The sequence below is a fragment of the Flavicella sediminum genome, from assembly GCF_006381105.1.
GTDB classification, from domain to species: Bacteria; Bacteroidota; Bacteroidia; order Flavobacteriales; family Flavobacteriaceae; genus Flavicella; species Flavicella sediminum.
Genome location: NZ_VDET01000007.1, coordinates 47,610 through 64,081, shown reverse-complemented (window position 1 = coordinate 64,081; position 16,472 = coordinate 47,610). Strand labels below are relative to the sequence as shown.

Here is a 16,472-nt window from a genome sequence, read left to right as displayed (position 1 = left end):
TTCAATTTATTTTGTTGAGACAGGGTCACATTTTTTTAAACCAATCAATCCAAATCGTTCTCCATTAGCAACTACATAATTTGCTTTAATGGCACCATCCGATTTCCACATTTTTTGACTGCCTTCTTCCCTCCCATTTTTATAATTAAAAACACGATAAGGAATTCCATTCTGATACCATTCTTTTAAAACACCTGCATACTGACCTTCATCATTAAAAATAAATTCAAATTTCTTCTGTCCATTTTCCCACCATCCTTGATGCTTTCCGGTCTTAATGTTATTTGTGTAAAAACGAAGCGTTTGAATTGCTCCATCTTTGTACCATTTTTTTTCTTGACCATGTTTTGCACCTTCTACATAAAAACAACTCAGTTTTTGCTTGGTTTTCTTCGAATCATAAAAAGAAACAATTTCACCTGAAAAAATCTTGTTATTATAATATACCAACCGATTTTTAATTTTGACATTACTAAATTCATTAGGAGTAATATCGACAACCGTATGTTCATGGGTACAAGCTACACTTGTAAATAAAACTAGAATTAGCAAAAGGAAACGATTTTTCATTTATCTAGCTACAGTTCCTGGAGTACCATAAAACCCATCTCCGTTGATATAAGGAGCATCTGCAGTTACATGGTAGTGGTAAATTCCTTTAGGAAATTCTTTGGTTGCACCAAAATGACCATGGTATTCATCTAAGTCACTAGATGTGATCGTTTCATTTCCTTCTTTAGGACCATATACAGGAAAACCATCCGATAACAAACCTAACAAGGCATCTTCACCAAAAGTATCTGTTAAAAAAGTAGGTTCAATATGGTAGTGATACATGCTTGTACCTGTAGGATGTCCTAAAAACTGATCAAATGAATTTATTTCTCCATCCAAGTCTGCTCTACCTGCAGCATATTGATTAAAAAACACCACACCATTTCTAGAAATACCAATGGGTCCCATAGGAGTTTGTGTTAGAGAGGTAGCTTTTTTAGGATGTAATGGAATAGAAAGTGTAATATCTTGTTCATCAATTCGATTCGGGTTCAATCGAAAACTAGAGTTGCTTCCTGTGTAATCTTCATACAAATCATCATGCCATTCTGTATCCTTGTAATAAGGAGATTTATGATTTGGCAAATTGCTTGTGGTAAAAGTTACAGTTGTACCACTAATTGAATAAGACACGGAACTAAGATTGTCATAGATAGCTAAAATTGAACTAATGTCGTATTTTGCATCCGTTGTCTCTTCAGTTTCTTCTTCTATAATTTCTTCTTCTTCAATAGGATCCTCTATATTATCATCACTTTGTGCATTTGTAGAGCAACTAATTACACAAAATAAACACGCAATAAAAATGGAACTTTTTAATTTTTTAAATCTTTGAACAGGGAGTTTCATAATTTTCTATTTAATGAATTATACAGGCCCAATATGAACCTACACTCATAAAACAGGTGAAACAATAGAAACCCTACCCTAATTTTTGTTTTTTTAGAATTAATTAAAAACTACGGTAACTTTATTAGATTCAGCTGACTGTTTTAGAGTAGTAGATGTATCCGATGGATTGGCAATCACAGTATATTCACCATTAAAAGTAGCGTCTGCAATATCGTAAGTCAAAGCTCCTGATACAACAGTAAGCTCAAGGCCATCTTTAAAAACTGTATAGCTTTCCGCATCTGTTACACCGTTCCAAGATAAAGTATTAGTTGCATACGTTACATTAGGAGTAGCTAAAGCGATAAGTGGTGTAAAACTAACAGTTAGTCCAGCTGATAAATCTGAATCTAACCAAACTCTAGAACTACTTTTTACTACAATTGAAACTTTGTATTCTCCATTATAGGTGTCAGCTTTTAGCACATAACTATTCGTAGCTACTTTGGCCACTTCTGTATCATTTTTATAAACAATATATTCACTAGCTTCAATACTCTCATCCCAAGAAAGTACATTGTCGTTAAATGTTAAGCTTGGAGCTGCAATTTTTACAGGTGTAACATAGGCAACTGTAATTGGTTCTGTAGCTTCAGAGGCTAAATATCTATTTAACTTATGATTTGGAATACTTCTAACCGTATATTCTCCATTTTGTGACTCAGATCTAATTACGTGTGGTGATGTCGCATGATTTACTTTAACACCATCCTTTAATACTTCATATAAAAGGGCGTTTTTAACATCTTCCCATACCAATGCATTGTTTGTGAAGGTTACTTCAGGAGTTTTTAATTTAGAAAAATAAACTGAATCATCCCCACCTGTACCTCCGGTCTCTATGGTACAAGATGAAAAAAATGATACCAATAGACTAAAAAATAAACAAATTTTTATTGTTTTGACACTACGATTCTTCAAATTCATAAGTTACTTTTCTTTAAACTTTGCACAAATATAATGTATATTAATTGTATTCAAAACGTTTAAGATTAACAAAAATTACAAAACGTTCAAGTTTTTTCCTGTCAATAGATTTTAAGTCGTGAAAATGGCCTAAAAATAAATAAATCAAGGTTATCTTTGTTTTTAAATTGATTTGATAAAATGAAAATAGTTTTCGCTACTAACAATAAAAACAAGTTAAAAGAAGTTCAAGCTTTGGTAAGTAATTTTGAGCTATTAAGCTTGCAAGATATCCAGTGTTTAGAGGATATTCCAGAAACCTCAGACAGCATTGAAGGCAACTCCAAACTTAAAGCAGATTATGTCACAAAAAAGTATGACATGGCTTGCTTTGCTGATGATACAGGCTTAGAAATAAATGCACTAAATGGTGCACCAGGGGTATATTCAGCACGTTATGCTGGTCCCGGAAATGATGCCGAAAAAAACATGCAAAAAGTTTTGAATGAATTAAAAGAAACGTCTAATAGAACCGCTCAATTTAAAACCGTTATTACGTTGAATTTAAATGGCCAGCAACATGTATTTGAAGGTATTTGTAAAGGAACCATTTTAAAAGAAAAGACTGGGCAAGAAGGTTTCGGATATGATCCTATTTTTCAGCCAGAAGGTTTTTCTAAATCTTTTTCTGAAATGAATATGGAAGAAAAAGGGGCTATTAGTCATAGAGGACTTGCCGTTAAAAAATTAATTTCTTTTTTAAACAAACTTGCTTAATTGGATTTTAATAAAACATACAAACTTACCTTTATAGCATTAGGGGTTTCATTACTTTTTGTAGCCTTACTCAATATCAGTTTGGGATCAATACACATACCTTTTAAAGAATTAGTTTACATACTTTTCAGGAATGTGGAATCGAAAGAAAGTTGGCAGTATATCATTTATAATTTTAGAATTCCTAAAGCTATTACAGCTATGCTCGTTGGTTCAGGTTTGGGTGTTAGTGGTTTGTTAATGCAAACCTTGTTTCGGAACCCATTGGCAGGGCCTTTTGTTCTTGGTATAAGTTCGGGTGCTAGTTTAGGTGTGGCTTGTTTGATACTTGGTTCCGCTTTTTTCGGAGGTGTTTTAGGTGATTTTATGTTGTCTACTTGGAGCATAACCATTGCCAGTAGTATCGGTGCCTTTTTAGTTTTATCTTCCGTATTAATTGCTATAAAAAAAATAAGAAATACAATGTCTATACTTATTGTAGGGTTGATGTTTGGAAGTATCAGTGCAGCAATTATAAATGTATTGAGTTATTTTAGTAGTGCTGAGCAGTTACAGCAATTTATTTTCTGGAGCTTTGGTAGTCTTGGTAATTTAAGTTGGAACGAGTTGACTGTTTTTTTTATGATTATTTTATTGAGTACCATTTTATTGTTATTTATTATCAAACCTCTAAACAGTTTGCTTTTAGGCGAAAGCTATGCCATAAGTTTGGGGGTAAACATAAAAAAAACACGTTATATTGTATTAATTACCACCAGTTTAATGACAGGAGTTATTACGGCTTTTTCTGGGCCAATAGCCTTTGTCGGTTTGGCCATACCGCACTTAACAAAATTAATTTTTAACACTTCTGATCATAGAATATTATTACCCGCTGTAGCCATAAATGGGGCTATTTTAATGCTTGTTTGCGATGCGATTGCTCAATTACCAACAAGTGAACATGTTTTGCCTATCAATGCTGTGACCTCTCTTTTTGGGGCGCCTATCGTAATTTGGTTATTGGTTAGAAAACAAAAAAACAGTCTATAACTTTGAATACTTCAAACAAACATATCGTCTTAAAAACAAAAGATCTTAGCATTGGTTATTGTTCCAAATCTGGGGTTAATTCGGTTGCCAAAGAAATTAATATTCATCTAGAAAAAGGCAAATTGGTATGTTTGCTCGGGAAAAACGGGATTGGAAAATCGACACTTTTGCGAACCCTATCCAAAACACAACATGCTTTAGGTGGCACCGTATATTTGAACAATCAAGACCTTGCTTCCATAGCTTCTTCAGAAATGGCCAAGGAAATGAGTTTGGTTTTAACGGATAGGATTCCTGACAGCCAGCTTAGTGTTTTTGAATTGGTAGCATTGGGCAGGCAACCCTATACCAATTGGCTAGGAAAGTTAAGTTCTGAAGATCATCAAAAAGCAAAAAAAGCTATTGCACAAGTCGGTATAGAAGCTATAGCTGCTAAAAAATACTATGAATTGAGTGATGGACAGCTACAAAAAGTAATGATTGCAAGAGCATTAGCACAAGATACTGCAATTATTATTTTAGATGAGCCCACTGCACATTTAGACATGCATCACAAAATTGAAGTCTTTAAATTACTACAAAACTTGGTTAAAAACACAGGAAAAACCATTATACTTTCCACACATGAAGTCAATTTAGCTTTGAAGATAGCCGATATTTTATGGTTAATGACCCCACGTAATTTTTTATCGGGAAGTTTACAAGAACATATCGCTCAAAAAAACTTAGAAGAATTATTTCCGAGTAAGCAAATTAAATTTGACCCTGTTTCAGAACAATTTATTTTACAAAATTAATGTACATTTAAGCAAAATGCTAATTTATGAAAAACACACTTTTACTTTGTTGTATTTGCTTCTTTCTTGTTTCCTGCACAGCTTACAAAAACAAAATAGAAACGCCTTCAAACACGGCTTTAAAATATGCTAATACCATCACTTTAGAAGAATTAAAAGAAAACCTCTATATCTTGGCTTCCGATGCATACGAAGGAAGAGATACTGGTGAACCTGGTCAAAAAAAAGCAGCACAGTTTTTAAAAACAGCCTATATAGAAAGTGGACTTGCTTCACCAATAGCACCAACAGACTATTTTCAAACCATCCCTAAATCTTTTTTACCCGCCGGAATTAAAGCTTCCGAAAACGTACTTGCCTTTGTACAAGGATCTGAATTTCCTGATGAAATAATTGTCCTTTCAGCACATTACGATCATATTGGAACAAAAGGTGATCGAATTTTTAATGGAGCCGATGATGATGCTTCTGGAACTGTCGCTATTCTAGAAATTGCAGAAGCTTTTCAGTTGGCTGCAAATGCTGGTCAAGGCCCAAAACGATCTTTATTATTTTTAAATTTAACTGCTGAAGAAAAAGGGCTGTATGGTTCCAAATGGTATGTTAAAAATCCAATTTTTCCGTTAAAAAACCATGTAGCCAATTTAAATATTGACATGATTGGTAGAGTTGATGATGCGCATAAACAAAATCCTAATTACATCTATTTAATCGGTTCCGATAAACTTAGTACAGAATTGCATCAAGTGTCTGAAATGGTGAACAAAGAATTTTTAAACTTAAATTTAGATTATACTTTCAATGCTAAAAACGAACCGAATCGTTTTTATTACCGATCTGACCATTATAATTTTGCTAAAAATAACATTCCTGTCATCTTTTATTTTAATGGTGTACATGAAGATTACCATAAAGCAAGTGATACGGCTGACAAAATTAACTATGAATTATTGACACAGAGAACAAAATTAGTCTTTCATACGGCATGGGAAATTGCCAATAGAAAAACTCGTTTGGTTGTAGATAAATAAAACCCGTATTTCCTAAGAAAATTCTTCTACAAAATTTGAAATAAAATCGTTGATGTATTTTTTTTCCCTGTCAGGTTTTCTTACAACTAAATAATGCTTTCTTTTTAAACCCGTTTTTCCTAGTTTTTTAAATACAATTGTATCGGGTAATTTAAAAGATTTTAAAGCCCATTTTGGCATGCACATTACACCAATATTGGCATCAATCATTTCTAATGCCACCTGTGTTAAAGGAATGGCAGATATTTTATTGGGCTGAATTTTTTGTGGCTTTAAAAAAATTTCATAAACCGAAACCGTTTCTAATGGATAGGAATGAATAATTAAATGTGAATTTGTAAAATGCTCGGGAAGCATCGTTTTTACATTATTCATTAAATTTTCTTTATGAAGAATAGCAAAAACTTCATCTTCAAAAAAGGGAATACTTACCAATGATTCGTCAGTGGGTTTGGCGGTAACAATGGCGATATCAATTTCATTTGAGACCAGTTTATTGATTGGATGGTGGGTGGATTCTAAAGCTAAATCCACTTCAATTTCTGGATATAAAAATCCCATTTTTTGAATGAACTTTGGAAAACCATGATAAAAGGAATAACATTCAGTACTCACTTTAATAATTCCAATAGATCCCGCTTGAATTTTTTTGATGTTTTGCAAGCCTGTTTCAATATTTTCTAAAATAGAATTTCCAAGTTTGTACAGCTCTGCTCCTTCTTCTGTGAGTTCCCAATTACTTCGTTTTCTAAAAAACACTTTAAATCCCAATTGCAATTCTAGTTCCTTTAATTGGTGACTTAAAGCCGATTGGGTTAAAAATAATCGTCCTGCCGAATTGGCCAAGTTGCCTTCTTCAACAATTGTTTTTATTAATTTGAAATACTTAATTTCCATGGCCACAAAACTACAATAAAGTGTGGCAATAATCTATTTCTTTAATTTTTTTCAAAGAGCCTTTAATTAATTTCACGAAGGACAATTAATTTGCTAACTAAGTATTTCTAGTATTGCACACCGTAAAAAATTAGTTCTAACTAGTAGTAAGTTTTTTTTATGAAACAAAAAATTCAACGAACCTATAGGGTTTCTAAATACATTATGTATAAAGAAACACTTGTAGATTATAGAGAGAAATTTTGGTCTTTTTTAGGAGCATTTGTCGGAATTGGACTTATTGCTTTTTTTCAATCTAAGACAATGCCTAAGGAAGAAAATATATTTTTAATTGGTTCCTTTGGAGCTTCGTGTGTTCTAATTTATGGTGCCATTCAAAGTCCCTTGGCACAACCACGCAATTTAATTGGAGGACATGTAATATCTGCTCTAGTCGGAGTAACGGTTTATAAATTATTTCCTGATATTATTTGGATAACGGCACCTTTGGCAGTTTCACTTTCAATTGTATGCATGCAGTTTACAAAAACCATGCACCCTCCAGGAGGAGCCACCGCTTTAATAGCAACTATTGGTACCGTAAAAATAAAAGCTTTGGGCTATGCATATGTATTCTCACCCGTATTAAGCGGCGTTCTTATTTTATTTATAGTGGCCCTCATTTTTAATAACCTCACTCCAAAACGAAGCTATCCTACTAACAAAAAATTCACTCGATTCATTCGAAAAAAATTAAAGCAACCCAAGTCCAAAATTATTAGTGAATAACCAAGCATTTTTAATTTCCCCAAAAAAAATAAAAAAACGGTAGGGTAAAAAATTTCATAGTTGTCTATTTAATGAATCACGATTTAAATCGGATTTGATTTAGTATTAATTAAAATAGAAAAGACATGAAACTATTAAAATCAATTATGTTAGCAAGTTTATTTGTTGTTTCAACACCAACAATAAATGCACAAAAAACGGCTACTTCTTCTAATGAAAAGCAAGATAAAACATCTTATTATAAAGGGAGAGCTATTGAAGATGCCAAATACGAACAACAATTTGAAGGAAACTCTTCAGAAGAAGAACAAGCTTTTTGGAAGGAACAAAAAGAGTATGAGGCTGACTTAAAAAAGAAAGACAAAAAAGCACACAAAGCTTATGTAAAAAGTAAAAAGCAAGCCTACAAATCGCATTATAAGTATTGCGATCATCATTGCCATCATAGTGATGATTATTACCATCATGCCACTTATTACTACTATGGCTATGAAAGACATTATTACCACAGATCTTCTCCTTCTAGCAGAAGTAGCACCAGAATTTCAGTGAGAACACCTAGGGTTAGTTTAGGATTATTTTAAGTGTGAAGCGCCTTCTTTTAAGTAAGAAAGCGCTTTTTTTATTACGACAAAACACCCACTTCAATTTTATCTTAGGCCCAAATATTTGCGAGAAGCACTTCATTTTTGTACATTTGCAGAATGATAGAAGCCATACATGAAAAGAAAAACAGTAGAATCTTCAGTTTTAATTTTCTAATTTTTAGAGTTCAATCTAACAAATTCATTCCTCCTACTTCTCTAAATTAAGTACGCTTATAAAGTAATTGCTTTTTACTTTTTTTATGGAAAAGTAGAAAAGCAAATTAAATACATTTTTAAAATTTCATTTTAACTTTTTCCAAATACTAAAGATTTCGTTTTCATGAACGAAACATAATTTTGTATATCCGAAAACCTGTTGCTTTGTATTTTGTAAATACATGCAATTACTATATTTTGCAACAGTAATTTGAAAAGATTTGATGTACTAAGAAGTAGCTAAAAACTATTATGTAGTTCAGCCATTTCTGAGAGCACAAAAAATTATCAGAACTATCATTTCACGAAAAAAAAAGAATATTAAATAAAATAACATATATGAAAATACTAGTAATTGGCGCAGGTAACATGGGACTTACCTATGCTGAAGGAATGTCAAAATCAAGTTTGCTAAACAACGAACTGATTATGATTTCTGACAAATCAGAAGAAAAACTACAAGAATTGAAAGAATTAGGCTACTTTCAAGTATTTAATAATTTAGCCGATTGTGCTCCAAAAGCAGATATTATTTTTATTGCAGTAAAACCTTTTCATGCCAATAGCGTGTTTGAGGAATTGAAACCTCATTTTAATGAAAATCAAATTATTGTTTCTGTAATGGCAGGAGTTACTATAGCTTCAATTAAAAAAAGTACAGGATTGCCTAAAGTAGTTCGCTGTATGCCTAATTTACCAGCAAAAATTGGTGAAGGCTTAACAACTTTTGTTACTTCTACTGACGTTTCCAAAGAGGAAGCTAGTATTGTTGAAAGTTTGTTGGCTACCACAGGAAGATCTATTGAAGTGGCCAATGAAAATTTTATTGATGCTTCAACCGGAATTTCAGGTAGTGGACCTGCTTATGTTTTCTATTTTATGCAAAGTATGATGGAAGCGGCAGAACAAATGGGCTTTTCAAAAGATGATGCAACCGTTTTAGTTAGTCAAACTTTTAAAGGTGCCGTTGAACTTTTCAACCAAGACACCATTTCTCCTAGTCAATGGATGGATATGGTGGCCTCTAAAGGAGGTACAACCCAAGCTGCATTGGATTCATTAAATGCAGATAAAGTAAATAATCATATAAAAAACGCAGCTTTCGCGGCCTTTAATAGGGCGGTGGAACTAGGAAAAACCCATTAAGATGTATAAACAAAGAATCGTTATAAAAGTCGGAACTAACGTAATGACTAACAAAGACAATAGAATAGTTAGACCTGTTTTAGCGAGACTGGTGAAACAAATTGCAGAACTTTACGAAAGAGATATTATTACCATTCTTGTTTCTTCTGGATCCGTAATTGCTGGTAGAGAAGTTTTAGGAAAATCAAAAATTAAAAACAAAACGCAAAGACGTCAGGTATATTCTTCTATAGGACAGCCACGTATGATGCGTTTGTATTACAATATTTTTAACGATTATGGTTTAAAATGTGCGCAAGTACTACCAACCAAAAGAGATTTTACACCCGGTATTCATCGTGAAAATATGATTAGCTGTTGTGAAGGCTTATTGTCTGAAGGTGTTATTCCAATTGCCAATGAAGATGATGCCGTATCGGTAACTACTTCCATGTTTTCGGATAATGATGAGCTGGCTAGTTTGATTGCACAGTTAATTAATGCCGACAAACTGATCATTTTAACTGATATAGATGGGGTTTATACAGGCCATCCAGATTCTGAGAGTAGTGATCTTATTGAAAATATCAATCCGAATGAAGATTTAAATAAATACATTCAGGATAGTAATAAAAATGAAGAACAAGGACGTGGTGGAATGGGTTCTAAGTTAGACTGTGCTCAGGAAGCTGCAGCGCAAAATATCCCTACATATATTGCCAATGGTAAAAAAGACAATACCATTATTGATATTATTGACGGTAAAAATATTGGGACAAGAATTTCGCTTTAAGCTTATTTTCTCCTTATTTCAAAAAAACTATGATTATTCAATCATAGTTTTTTTTGTTTAAACTGTATTTTTCTAGGTGTCAAGTATCTTAAAAAAAGCTGTAATTTTAAGCCTGTCCAAAACTAGAATTAAATTCTAAGGAATGGAAATACAAATCTGAATTCACCTTGCAACTATGAACTACTTAAAAATTTATTTCTTTCTTCTACTAGTTTTCATTGTATCCTGTAATTCAAAAGAAGTCCATACAAAAACTACAGATTTCTGTTCAAAAATTCATCTTACAAAAACGGCTTCTCTTTCTAAAGAATTAGAAGATTTAAAGGAGCAGATGCAGTCTAAAACAGGAGTTTATGTTTTAGAAGACGGAAGTGGTTCTATGGTGGCTAGGGCTTGGTTGACAGAGCACGCAGAAAAAACAATTGATATTCAATATTTTATTTTTTCTATGGATAATATTGGACTTATAGCGTGTGATTATTTAGTACGAGCTGCCGATAGAGGTGTGAAAATTAGAATCCTTGTCGATGATTTTATGGTAGATGCTGAATTAGAAGATATTTTACTATTTGATGCTCATAAAAACATTCAAGTTAAAATCTACAATCCGGGTGTCAACTTGGGCAAGAATTTTTTTGGAAAAATAAAGAAATTTTCTACTGATTTTAGAGGAGCCAATCAAAGAATGCATAACAAAACATTTATAGTAGATGGACAAGTCGTAATTACAGGGGGTAGAAATATTGCCGATGAATATTTTGATTACGACCACAAATACAATTTTAGAGATCGAGATATTTTAGTGTTAGGAAAAGCGAGTCAGAAAGTAAATCATTCATTTGAACAATTTTGGAACCATAATTTAAGTACAAAAATTTCGGAGGTTTTAGAAGATACGCCCAAGGTGACATATTCTGACCAGCAATTTGACAAATTACACGAGTACGCTTGCAATCCGTTTAACTTTTGGCCTCAAATTAGAACACGAATAGCCAACTTACCAGCTACTTTTCAAGAAATTAAAAAATCAGGAAATTTAGTTTGGTTAGATTCTGTCAATTTTATTTCCGACTTACCGGGAAAAAATGATGGTAAAAGTGGTTTGCTGGGTGGTGGAATAACAACAACACATTTAATTAAGTTGGTGAAAAATGCAAAAAACGCTATTGACATTCAAACACCTTATTTAATTACAACAGAACTTAGTAGAAAATTATTTAAAGAAGCTGTTGATCGTGGTGTAAAAATTAGAATTTTAACCAATAGTCTTGCTTCTACCGACAATGTTGAAGCTTTTAGCAGCTATCAAACGGATCGAAAAAAACTATTAGCTACCGGAGTTCAGATATTTGAATTTAGACCAGATGCCGAAGAACGTATAAAAATTATGACCGGTGAATTGCAAGAAAAATTGAAACATAAACCCATTTTTGGACTTCATGCAAAATCAATGGTTATCGACAAACATACCACGATTATTGGTACATTTAATTTAGACCCAAGAAGTGCCAATTTAAACACAGAATGCATTGTGGTGGTAAAATCAGCTAAAATTGCAAAAGGTGTTTTAACAGGAATGGAAATAGAGTTTACGCCTGGTAATTCTTGGCAAACAACTTCCGATTGGAATCCAGATGCAAAAGTAGCTACGTACAAACGTTTAAAAACTTGGACCCGTAAAGTTATTCCAAAAGAAATACTGTAAACTTATTTTATACTGTATTTTTGAATTCTATTTGAATAAATATGACAAGAAATCAAGCTCTTTTGCTACTGCACCTTTGTGTGCTCTGTTGGGGATTTACGGCTATTTTAGGAAAATTAATTTCTTACGATTCTATTGCTTTAGTTTGGTGGCGATTGGTCTTGGTGAACATTTCATTATTTATTTACATGCTTCTTCGAAGAAAAAAATTACGTTTAAGCAAAACGCTTTTTTTAAAAATTGCAGCGGTTGGTGCTATTGTCGGCATTCATTGGCTTTGTTTTTTTGGAGGAATTAAAATAGCCAATATTTCTATTGCCATGATTTCTGTTTCATCAGGAACTTTTTTCACTTCCTTGATAGAACCTTGGGTGTACAAACGAAAAATTAATCGCAATGAAGTCCTTATCGGTTTATTGATAATTGTGATCCTAAGTTTTATTGGGTTTAGTGAATTTGAAAATTCTGAAAATCCGATTGCAGGAATATTTTTAGGTTCGATGGCCGCCTTAACCGTAGCTATTTTTTCTACTATAAATGGAAAATTAATTCAGCAAGCAGATGCCTTTACCATTTCTTTTGTCGAACTTATTTTTGCTTTGGCACTTGTTACTATTGGACTATTTATTTTCTTTGAAGTTCCTGAAACTATTTTTTATCCTACACAACAAGATTTAGTTTATTTGCTTTTATTAGGAATTGGATGTACAGCTTTTCCTTTTATAGCAAGTGTAGAAGTCATGAAACAACTAAGTCCTTTTTCTGTTAACCTAACCATTAATTTAGAAATTGTATATGCCATTATTTTGGGCTATTTGGTTTTTGGAGAACAAGAAAAAATGACACTTACATTTTATGGCTGTTCCTTTTTAATATTGGTTCTTATTATGATCAATGAAATTTTAAAAAGAAATAGAAAACGAAAAGAACAAAATATCATTTCCTAATAAAAAAACCTCCTGTCGCATTTGTTTAAAACAAAGTTACAGGAGGTCAAACTTAAACTCGGGGTATTATATGTTTATTTCTTTTTAAGAATTTATAAGATTTTCAATTGTTTGTTCTTTTAATTTCGGATTTGCACCTTCTCTACTGGCTACAAGTGCCCCGACTGCACAAGCAAAATCCAAAGCTCTTTGTGGATGGGTATCTTTTAACAATTGATCAATTAATGAAGCTAAAAAAGAATCCCCAGCTCCTACGGTGTCAACTACTTTTATTTTGTAGCCCGGGTTGTTGTAAAATTCATTGTTGAAATACAACATAGCTCCTTTACTTCCTTTGGTTACACAAATAGATTTTGTATTTGTTTTTTGAGCTATAAATTGAACACATTCTTCTAAAGTCTCTATATTGACTTCGTAATTTTGGGCAATTTCTAAAAGTTCCTCATCGTTAAATTTGATAAAATCAGCCTCACACATTAAGTGATTCAACACGTCTGCACTGTAATGAGGTTTTCTTAGGTTGACATCAAATATTTTATAAGGAGCTAGTTTTAACAATTCATACAACGTATTTCTAGAGGTAATATCTCTAGATGCTAAACTTCCAAAAACAAAAGCATCCGTAGTTTGTAAAGCCGTTTTTGCTTTGTCAGTTAACTGAATGTTGTCCCAGGCTGTAGGGAATTTTATATCATACGAAGCAGAACCTGTTGGGTCTAAGGTTACTTTTACTTTTCCTGTTTCTAAAACAGCATCTTCTTGAACAAGCATGCTATTGACTTTATTTTGTTGAATGAAATCTATAATTTCATTTCCATCCTCATCATTACCTACACGACTAATTATGGCGACTTTATTTCCTAATGATTGCAGTCGGATGGCTACATTTAAAGGAGCTCCCCCTATTTTTTTATGTTCTGGAAATACATCCCACAACACTTCGCCGAAGCAAATTATATTTTTCATTTTGTTGGTCTTAAAGGGTATTGTTTATCTCAATCACACATTTTTCTACTCCATGTGTGGTTATGTTTTCATAAGCCTCTTTGTATGCTTGTACAAATACAGAAGACTCTTTTAATGTTCCAAAAACAGTTTCTATGTCTAAAAACGCTGTTGGATTCTTTTGTGCTACTTGTGCTTTGGTATGTAAAGTAGATTTTAAAGCATCTTTAATCACCAATTCCTTACCTTTTTCATCGGTACCTATACTATATACTGCCCAAGCTGCTAATACAAAAGCTGCACGTTTTACCAATGCCTTGTCTTTTAATTGTGCTTGTACTGTTGGTAAAATAAAAATTGGAATTTTAGCAGAACTCTCAGAGCAAATTCTATCCAATTGATCTTTGATATTTATATTTCCAAAACGCTCTAGTAAAGATTTCTTGTAGATATTTAAGTCGACCCCTTCTAATTCTCCTATCGTAGGTGTCACTTCCACATCCATGTATGCCTTTAAAAAAGTACTGATATTTGGGTTGTGTACTACTTCATCAATGGCATTGTATCCTAGTAAAGAACCGAGTATTCCTAAAACCGAATGTCCAGCATTTAATAAGCTCAACTTCATTTTTTCATAAGGAACTACATCTTTTGCAAACTGTGCTCCTACGGTTTCCCAAGCAGGTCTTTCTGTAGCAAAATCATCTTCAATTACCCATTGTTTAAAAGGTTCGCAAACCACTGGCCAAGCATCTTCAATTCCTGAAGTTTCTTTTAAAGCAACAATATCAGAAGGTGCTGTTGCCGGCGTAATTCTGTCTACCATGCTATTAGGAAAAGAAACGTTACTTTCTATCCAAGACACCAATTCTGGAGCTGCAACTTTTACATAACTCAACAACATTTTATGAGTCATGTGTCCGTTTCCTTGAATGTTATCACAAGATTGTATGGTAATCCCTGGTAACCCTCTTTCTTTTCTTAATTTTAAAGCTTGTGTTAAGTAACCAAAAATGGTTTTAGGTGCCTGTGGATTTTCAATGTCTGACTGAATCTGTGGATTCTCAAAGTTAAATTCTCCCGTAGCTTCGTTGTAATTGTACCCACCTTCTGTAATGGTTAAGGTGATGATTTTTACATCTGGATTGGCCATTTTTTCAATTACTTTAGAAGGGTCTTCTGGAGCAAACAAACATTCCACAATAGAACCAATAATTCTTTTGGTAAAGGTCCCATCTAGTTCTTTAACTACTAAGGTGTACAAACCATCTTGTTCTTTTAGCGTGTTGTATATTTTTTGATCAAAATCTAACAAGGCAACTCCACAAATCCCCCATTCGTTTACGGACGGATTGTGTAATAACTGATCGGTATACAAAGCCTGATGTGCTCTGTGAAAACCACCAATACCTACGTGTACAATTCCTGTTTTTACTTGACTTCTATCATATGTTGGAACAGCAACTTGCTCTTTAAATTTAGACAAGTTCTGATTGTTTAATTTATAACTTTTCATGAGACAGTTTTTTATTATTTAGATTCAAAACGTTGTAACAATACTGCAAAAACAATAATTGCTCCTTTTACTACTTGTTGCGGATAAGACGGTACATTTAAAAGGTTTAGAATATTACTAATCAAACCTAAAATAAGGACGCCCATTAAGGTATTAATTGCAGTTCCTTTACCTCCGTTTAAGCTAGCCCCTCCAATAACAACAGCGGCTATGGCATCTAATTCCCATGCCATACCCATGTTAGGAGATCCTAAATTGGTTCTAGAAGCTACAATAATAGCAGCAGTAGCCGCCAAAGCTCCTGAAATAGCATAGACTAAAAATTTGTATTTGTTTACTTTAATTCCAGACAAACGAGCTGCCTCTTCGTTACTCCCCATAGCAATAACTAAGCGTCCAAATACATTGTATTTTAACATGACCATTGCAGCAATTACAATGATAAAGAAGACAATCGCAATATTCGGGATACCCAAAGTCGCATTGTTTGCAAAATTTGACATAAACAATCCACCTGCCGTATCAAATGTAATAGGAGATCCTTTCGAATAAATAAATCCTAAACCTCTAGCGATAGTCATTAAAGCTAAAGTGGCAATAAAAGGCGCCATTTTTTGAAAAGCGACCAAATATCCAGCAATACTTCCTAAACCGAATCCTATAGCAATGGTTGCTATAATAGCCAGTGGCAGTACAATGGTATTGACCAAAATGGCAAAGGTTACGGCTAATAAAGCCACCATAGAACCTACGGATAAATCGATACCCCCTGTTAATATTACGATTAACATACCGATACTAATAATTCCTATACCAGATACTTGTTTTAATAAGTTTGATAAATTTACAGATGTGAAAAACACATCAGAAATAAGGGCTGAAAAGACAACCAATAAAATGAAAATGAAAATTGTGTTGTGCTTGATTAAGAAGTTAAGCCACCCTCTTGGGCTACTTAATTGTTGTTGAATAGTTAAGGCCATA

At 33.1% G+C, this 16,472-nt stretch carries 17 protein-coding genes; 10 read left to right on the top strand and 7 right to left on the bottom strand.

What is annotated here, in order from left to right:
- Positions 1-6 precede the first annotated feature (6 nt).
- From FGM02_RS08115 to FGM02_RS08105, 3 genes are all read right to left on the bottom strand, one after another.
- Positions 7-552, bottom strand: a complete 546-nt coding sequence (locus FGM02_RS08115) for a toxin-antitoxin system YwqK family antitoxin (protein WP_139957870.1) — start codon at positions 550-552, stop codon at positions 7-9.
- Between the two features lie 18 nt (positions 553-570).
- Positions 571-1,404, bottom strand: a complete 834-nt coding sequence (locus FGM02_RS08110) for a YHYH protein (protein WP_139957869.1) — start codon at positions 1,402-1,404, stop codon at positions 571-573.
- A gap of 99 nt (positions 1,405-1,503) precedes the next feature.
- Positions 1,504-2,373: a hypothetical protein gene (locus FGM02_RS08105; RefSeq protein WP_139957868.1), complete on the bottom strand. Its 870-nt coding sequence runs from the start codon at positions 2,371-2,373 to the stop codon at positions 1,504-1,506.
- A gap of 180 nt (positions 2,374-2,553) precedes the next feature.
- On the opposite strand from FGM02_RS08105, the gene FGM02_RS08100 reads away from it, so the two are divergent.
- From FGM02_RS08100 to FGM02_RS08085, 4 genes are read left to right on the top strand one after another with little or no spacing between them, the layout of a single operon-like run.
- Positions 2,554-3,129 (top strand): non-canonical purine NTP diphosphatase, encoded by a 576-nt coding sequence (locus tag FGM02_RS08100; RefSeq protein WP_139957867.1) that lies wholly within the window; start codon positions 2,554-2,556, stop codon positions 3,127-3,129.
- The gene (locus FGM02_RS08095) at positions 3,130-4,161 is read left to right on the top strand and encodes a FecCD family ABC transporter permease (RefSeq protein ID WP_139957866.1); all 1,032 of its coding nucleotides are present in this window, start codon (positions 3,130-3,132) and stop codon (positions 4,159-4,161) included. It begins immediately after the preceding gene.
- 2 nt (positions 4,162-4,163) lie between these two features.
- Positions 4,164-4,958: an ABC transporter ATP-binding protein gene (locus tag FGM02_RS08090; protein ID WP_139957865.1), complete on the top strand. Its 795-nt coding sequence runs from the start codon at positions 4,164-4,166 to the stop codon at positions 4,956-4,958.
- A gap of 26 nt (positions 4,959-4,984) precedes the next feature.
- Positions 4,985-5,989, top strand: coding sequence for a M28 family metallopeptidase (locus FGM02_RS08085; protein WP_139957864.1), 1,005 nt, complete (start codon positions 4,985-4,987; stop codon positions 5,987-5,989).
- Between the two features lie 12 nt (positions 5,990-6,001).
- Here FGM02_RS08085 and FGM02_RS08080 read toward each other — a convergent pair whose 3' ends face one another.
- Positions 6,002-6,886 (bottom strand): LysR family transcriptional regulator, encoded by an 885-nt coding sequence (locus FGM02_RS08080; RefSeq protein WP_139957863.1) that lies wholly within the window; start codon positions 6,884-6,886, stop codon positions 6,002-6,004.
- A gap of 159 nt (positions 6,887-7,045) precedes the next feature.
- On the opposite strand from FGM02_RS08080, the gene FGM02_RS08075 reads away from it, so the two are divergent.
- The 6 genes from FGM02_RS08075 to FGM02_RS08050 all read left to right on the top strand — a co-directional run bounded on the left by FGM02_RS08075 (position 7,046) and on the right by FGM02_RS08050 (position 13,027).
- On the top strand, positions 7,046-7,654 hold the full coding sequence (locus tag FGM02_RS08075) for an HPP family protein (RefSeq protein WP_139957862.1): 609 nt from the start codon (positions 7,046-7,048) through the stop codon (positions 7,652-7,654).
- A gap of 125 nt (positions 7,655-7,779) precedes the next feature.
- Positions 7,780-8,238: a hypothetical protein gene (locus FGM02_RS08070; protein WP_139957861.1), complete on the top strand. Its 459-nt coding sequence runs from the start codon at positions 7,780-7,782 to the stop codon at positions 8,236-8,238.
- A 537-nt stretch (positions 8,239-8,775) separates the two neighbouring features.
- Positions 8,776-9,603 carry a pyrroline-5-carboxylate reductase gene (gene proC / locus FGM02_RS08065; protein WP_262711111.1) on the top strand — a complete coding sequence of 276 codons (828 nt, stop codon included), beginning with the start codon at positions 8,776-8,778 and terminating at the stop codon, positions 9,601-9,603.
- A 1-nt stretch (position 9,604) separates the two neighbouring features.
- Positions 9,605-10,375, top strand: coding sequence for a glutamate 5-kinase (gene proB / locus FGM02_RS08060; protein WP_139957859.1), 771 nt, complete (start codon positions 9,605-9,607; stop codon positions 10,373-10,375).
- 175 nt (positions 10,376-10,550) lie between these two features.
- Positions 10,551-12,080: a phospholipase D family protein gene (locus FGM02_RS08055; protein ID WP_139957858.1), complete on the top strand. Its 1,530-nt coding sequence runs from the start codon at positions 10,551-10,553 to the stop codon at positions 12,078-12,080.
- A gap of 41 nt (positions 12,081-12,121) precedes the next feature.
- Positions 12,122-13,027 carry a DMT family transporter gene (locus FGM02_RS08050; RefSeq protein WP_139957857.1) on the top strand — a complete coding sequence of 302 codons (906 nt, stop codon included), beginning with the start codon at positions 12,122-12,124 and terminating at the stop codon, positions 13,025-13,027.
- 84 nt (positions 13,028-13,111) lie between these two features.
- Here FGM02_RS08050 and FGM02_RS08045 read toward each other — a convergent pair whose 3' ends face one another.
- The 3 genes from FGM02_RS08045 to FGM02_RS08035 are packed head-to-tail and all read right to left on the bottom strand — an operon-like array spanning position 13,112 to position 16,471.
- Positions 13,112-13,993 carry a carbohydrate kinase family protein gene (locus tag FGM02_RS08045; RefSeq protein ID WP_139957856.1) on the bottom strand — a complete coding sequence of 294 codons (882 nt, stop codon included), beginning with the start codon at positions 13,991-13,993 and terminating at the stop codon, positions 13,112-13,114.
- Between the two features lie 10 nt (positions 13,994-14,003).
- A complete protein-coding gene (locus FGM02_RS08040) occupies positions 14,004-15,488 on the bottom strand; it encodes a mannitol dehydrogenase family protein (RefSeq protein ID WP_139957855.1) in 1,485 nt (494 codons plus the stop codon).
- Positions 15,489-15,502: 14 nt separating this feature from the next.
- Positions 15,503-16,471 (bottom strand): ABC transporter permease, encoded by a 969-nt coding sequence (locus FGM02_RS08035; RefSeq protein WP_139957854.1) that lies wholly within the window; start codon positions 16,469-16,471, stop codon positions 15,503-15,505.
- Position 16,472 lies beyond the last annotated feature (1 nt).

Coding starts and splice junctions, on each gene's coding strand:
- FGM02_RS08080 (WP_139957863.1), bottom strand. CDS start 6,886: ATGGAAATTAAGTATTTCAAATTAATAAAAACAATTGTTGAAGAAGGC.
- FGM02_RS08100 (WP_139957867.1), top strand. CDS start 2,554: ATGAAAATAGTTTTCGCTACTAACAATAAAAACAAGTTAAAAGAAGTT.
- FGM02_RS08055 (WP_139957858.1), top strand. CDS start 10,551: ATGAACTACTTAAAAATTTATTTCTTTCTTCTACTAGTTTTCATTGTA.
- FGM02_RS08070 (WP_139957861.1), top strand. CDS start 7,780: ATGAAACTATTAAAATCAATTATGTTAGCAAGTTTATTTGTTGTTTCA.
- FGM02_RS08045 (WP_139957856.1), bottom strand. CDS start 13,993: ATGAAAAATATAATTTGCTTCGGCGAAGTGTTGTGGGATGTATTTCCA.
- FGM02_RS08085 (WP_139957864.1), top strand. CDS start 4,985: ATGAAAAACACACTTTTACTTTGTTGTATTTGCTTCTTTCTTGTTTCC.
- FGM02_RS08050 (WP_139957857.1), top strand. CDS start 12,122: ATGACAAGAAATCAAGCTCTTTTGCTACTGCACCTTTGTGTGCTCTGT.
- proB (WP_139957859.1), top strand. CDS start 9,605: ATGTATAAACAAAGAATCGTTATAAAAGTCGGAACTAACGTAATGACT.
- FGM02_RS08040 (WP_139957855.1), bottom strand. CDS start 15,488: ATGAAAAGTTATAAATTAAACAATCAGAACTTGTCTAAATTTAAAGAG.
- FGM02_RS08110 (WP_139957869.1), bottom strand. CDS start 1,404: ATGAAACTCCCTGTTCAAAGATTTAAAAAATTAAAAAGTTCCATTTTT.
- FGM02_RS08105 (WP_139957868.1), bottom strand. CDS start 2,373: ATGAATTTGAAGAATCGTAGTGTCAAAACAATAAAAATTTGTTTATTT.
- FGM02_RS08035 (WP_139957854.1), bottom strand. CDS start 16,471: ATGGCCTTAACTATTCAACAACAATTAAGTAGCCCAAGAGGGTGGCTT.
- FGM02_RS08075 (WP_139957862.1), top strand. CDS start 7,046: ATGAAACAAAAAATTCAACGAACCTATAGGGTTTCTAAATACATTATG.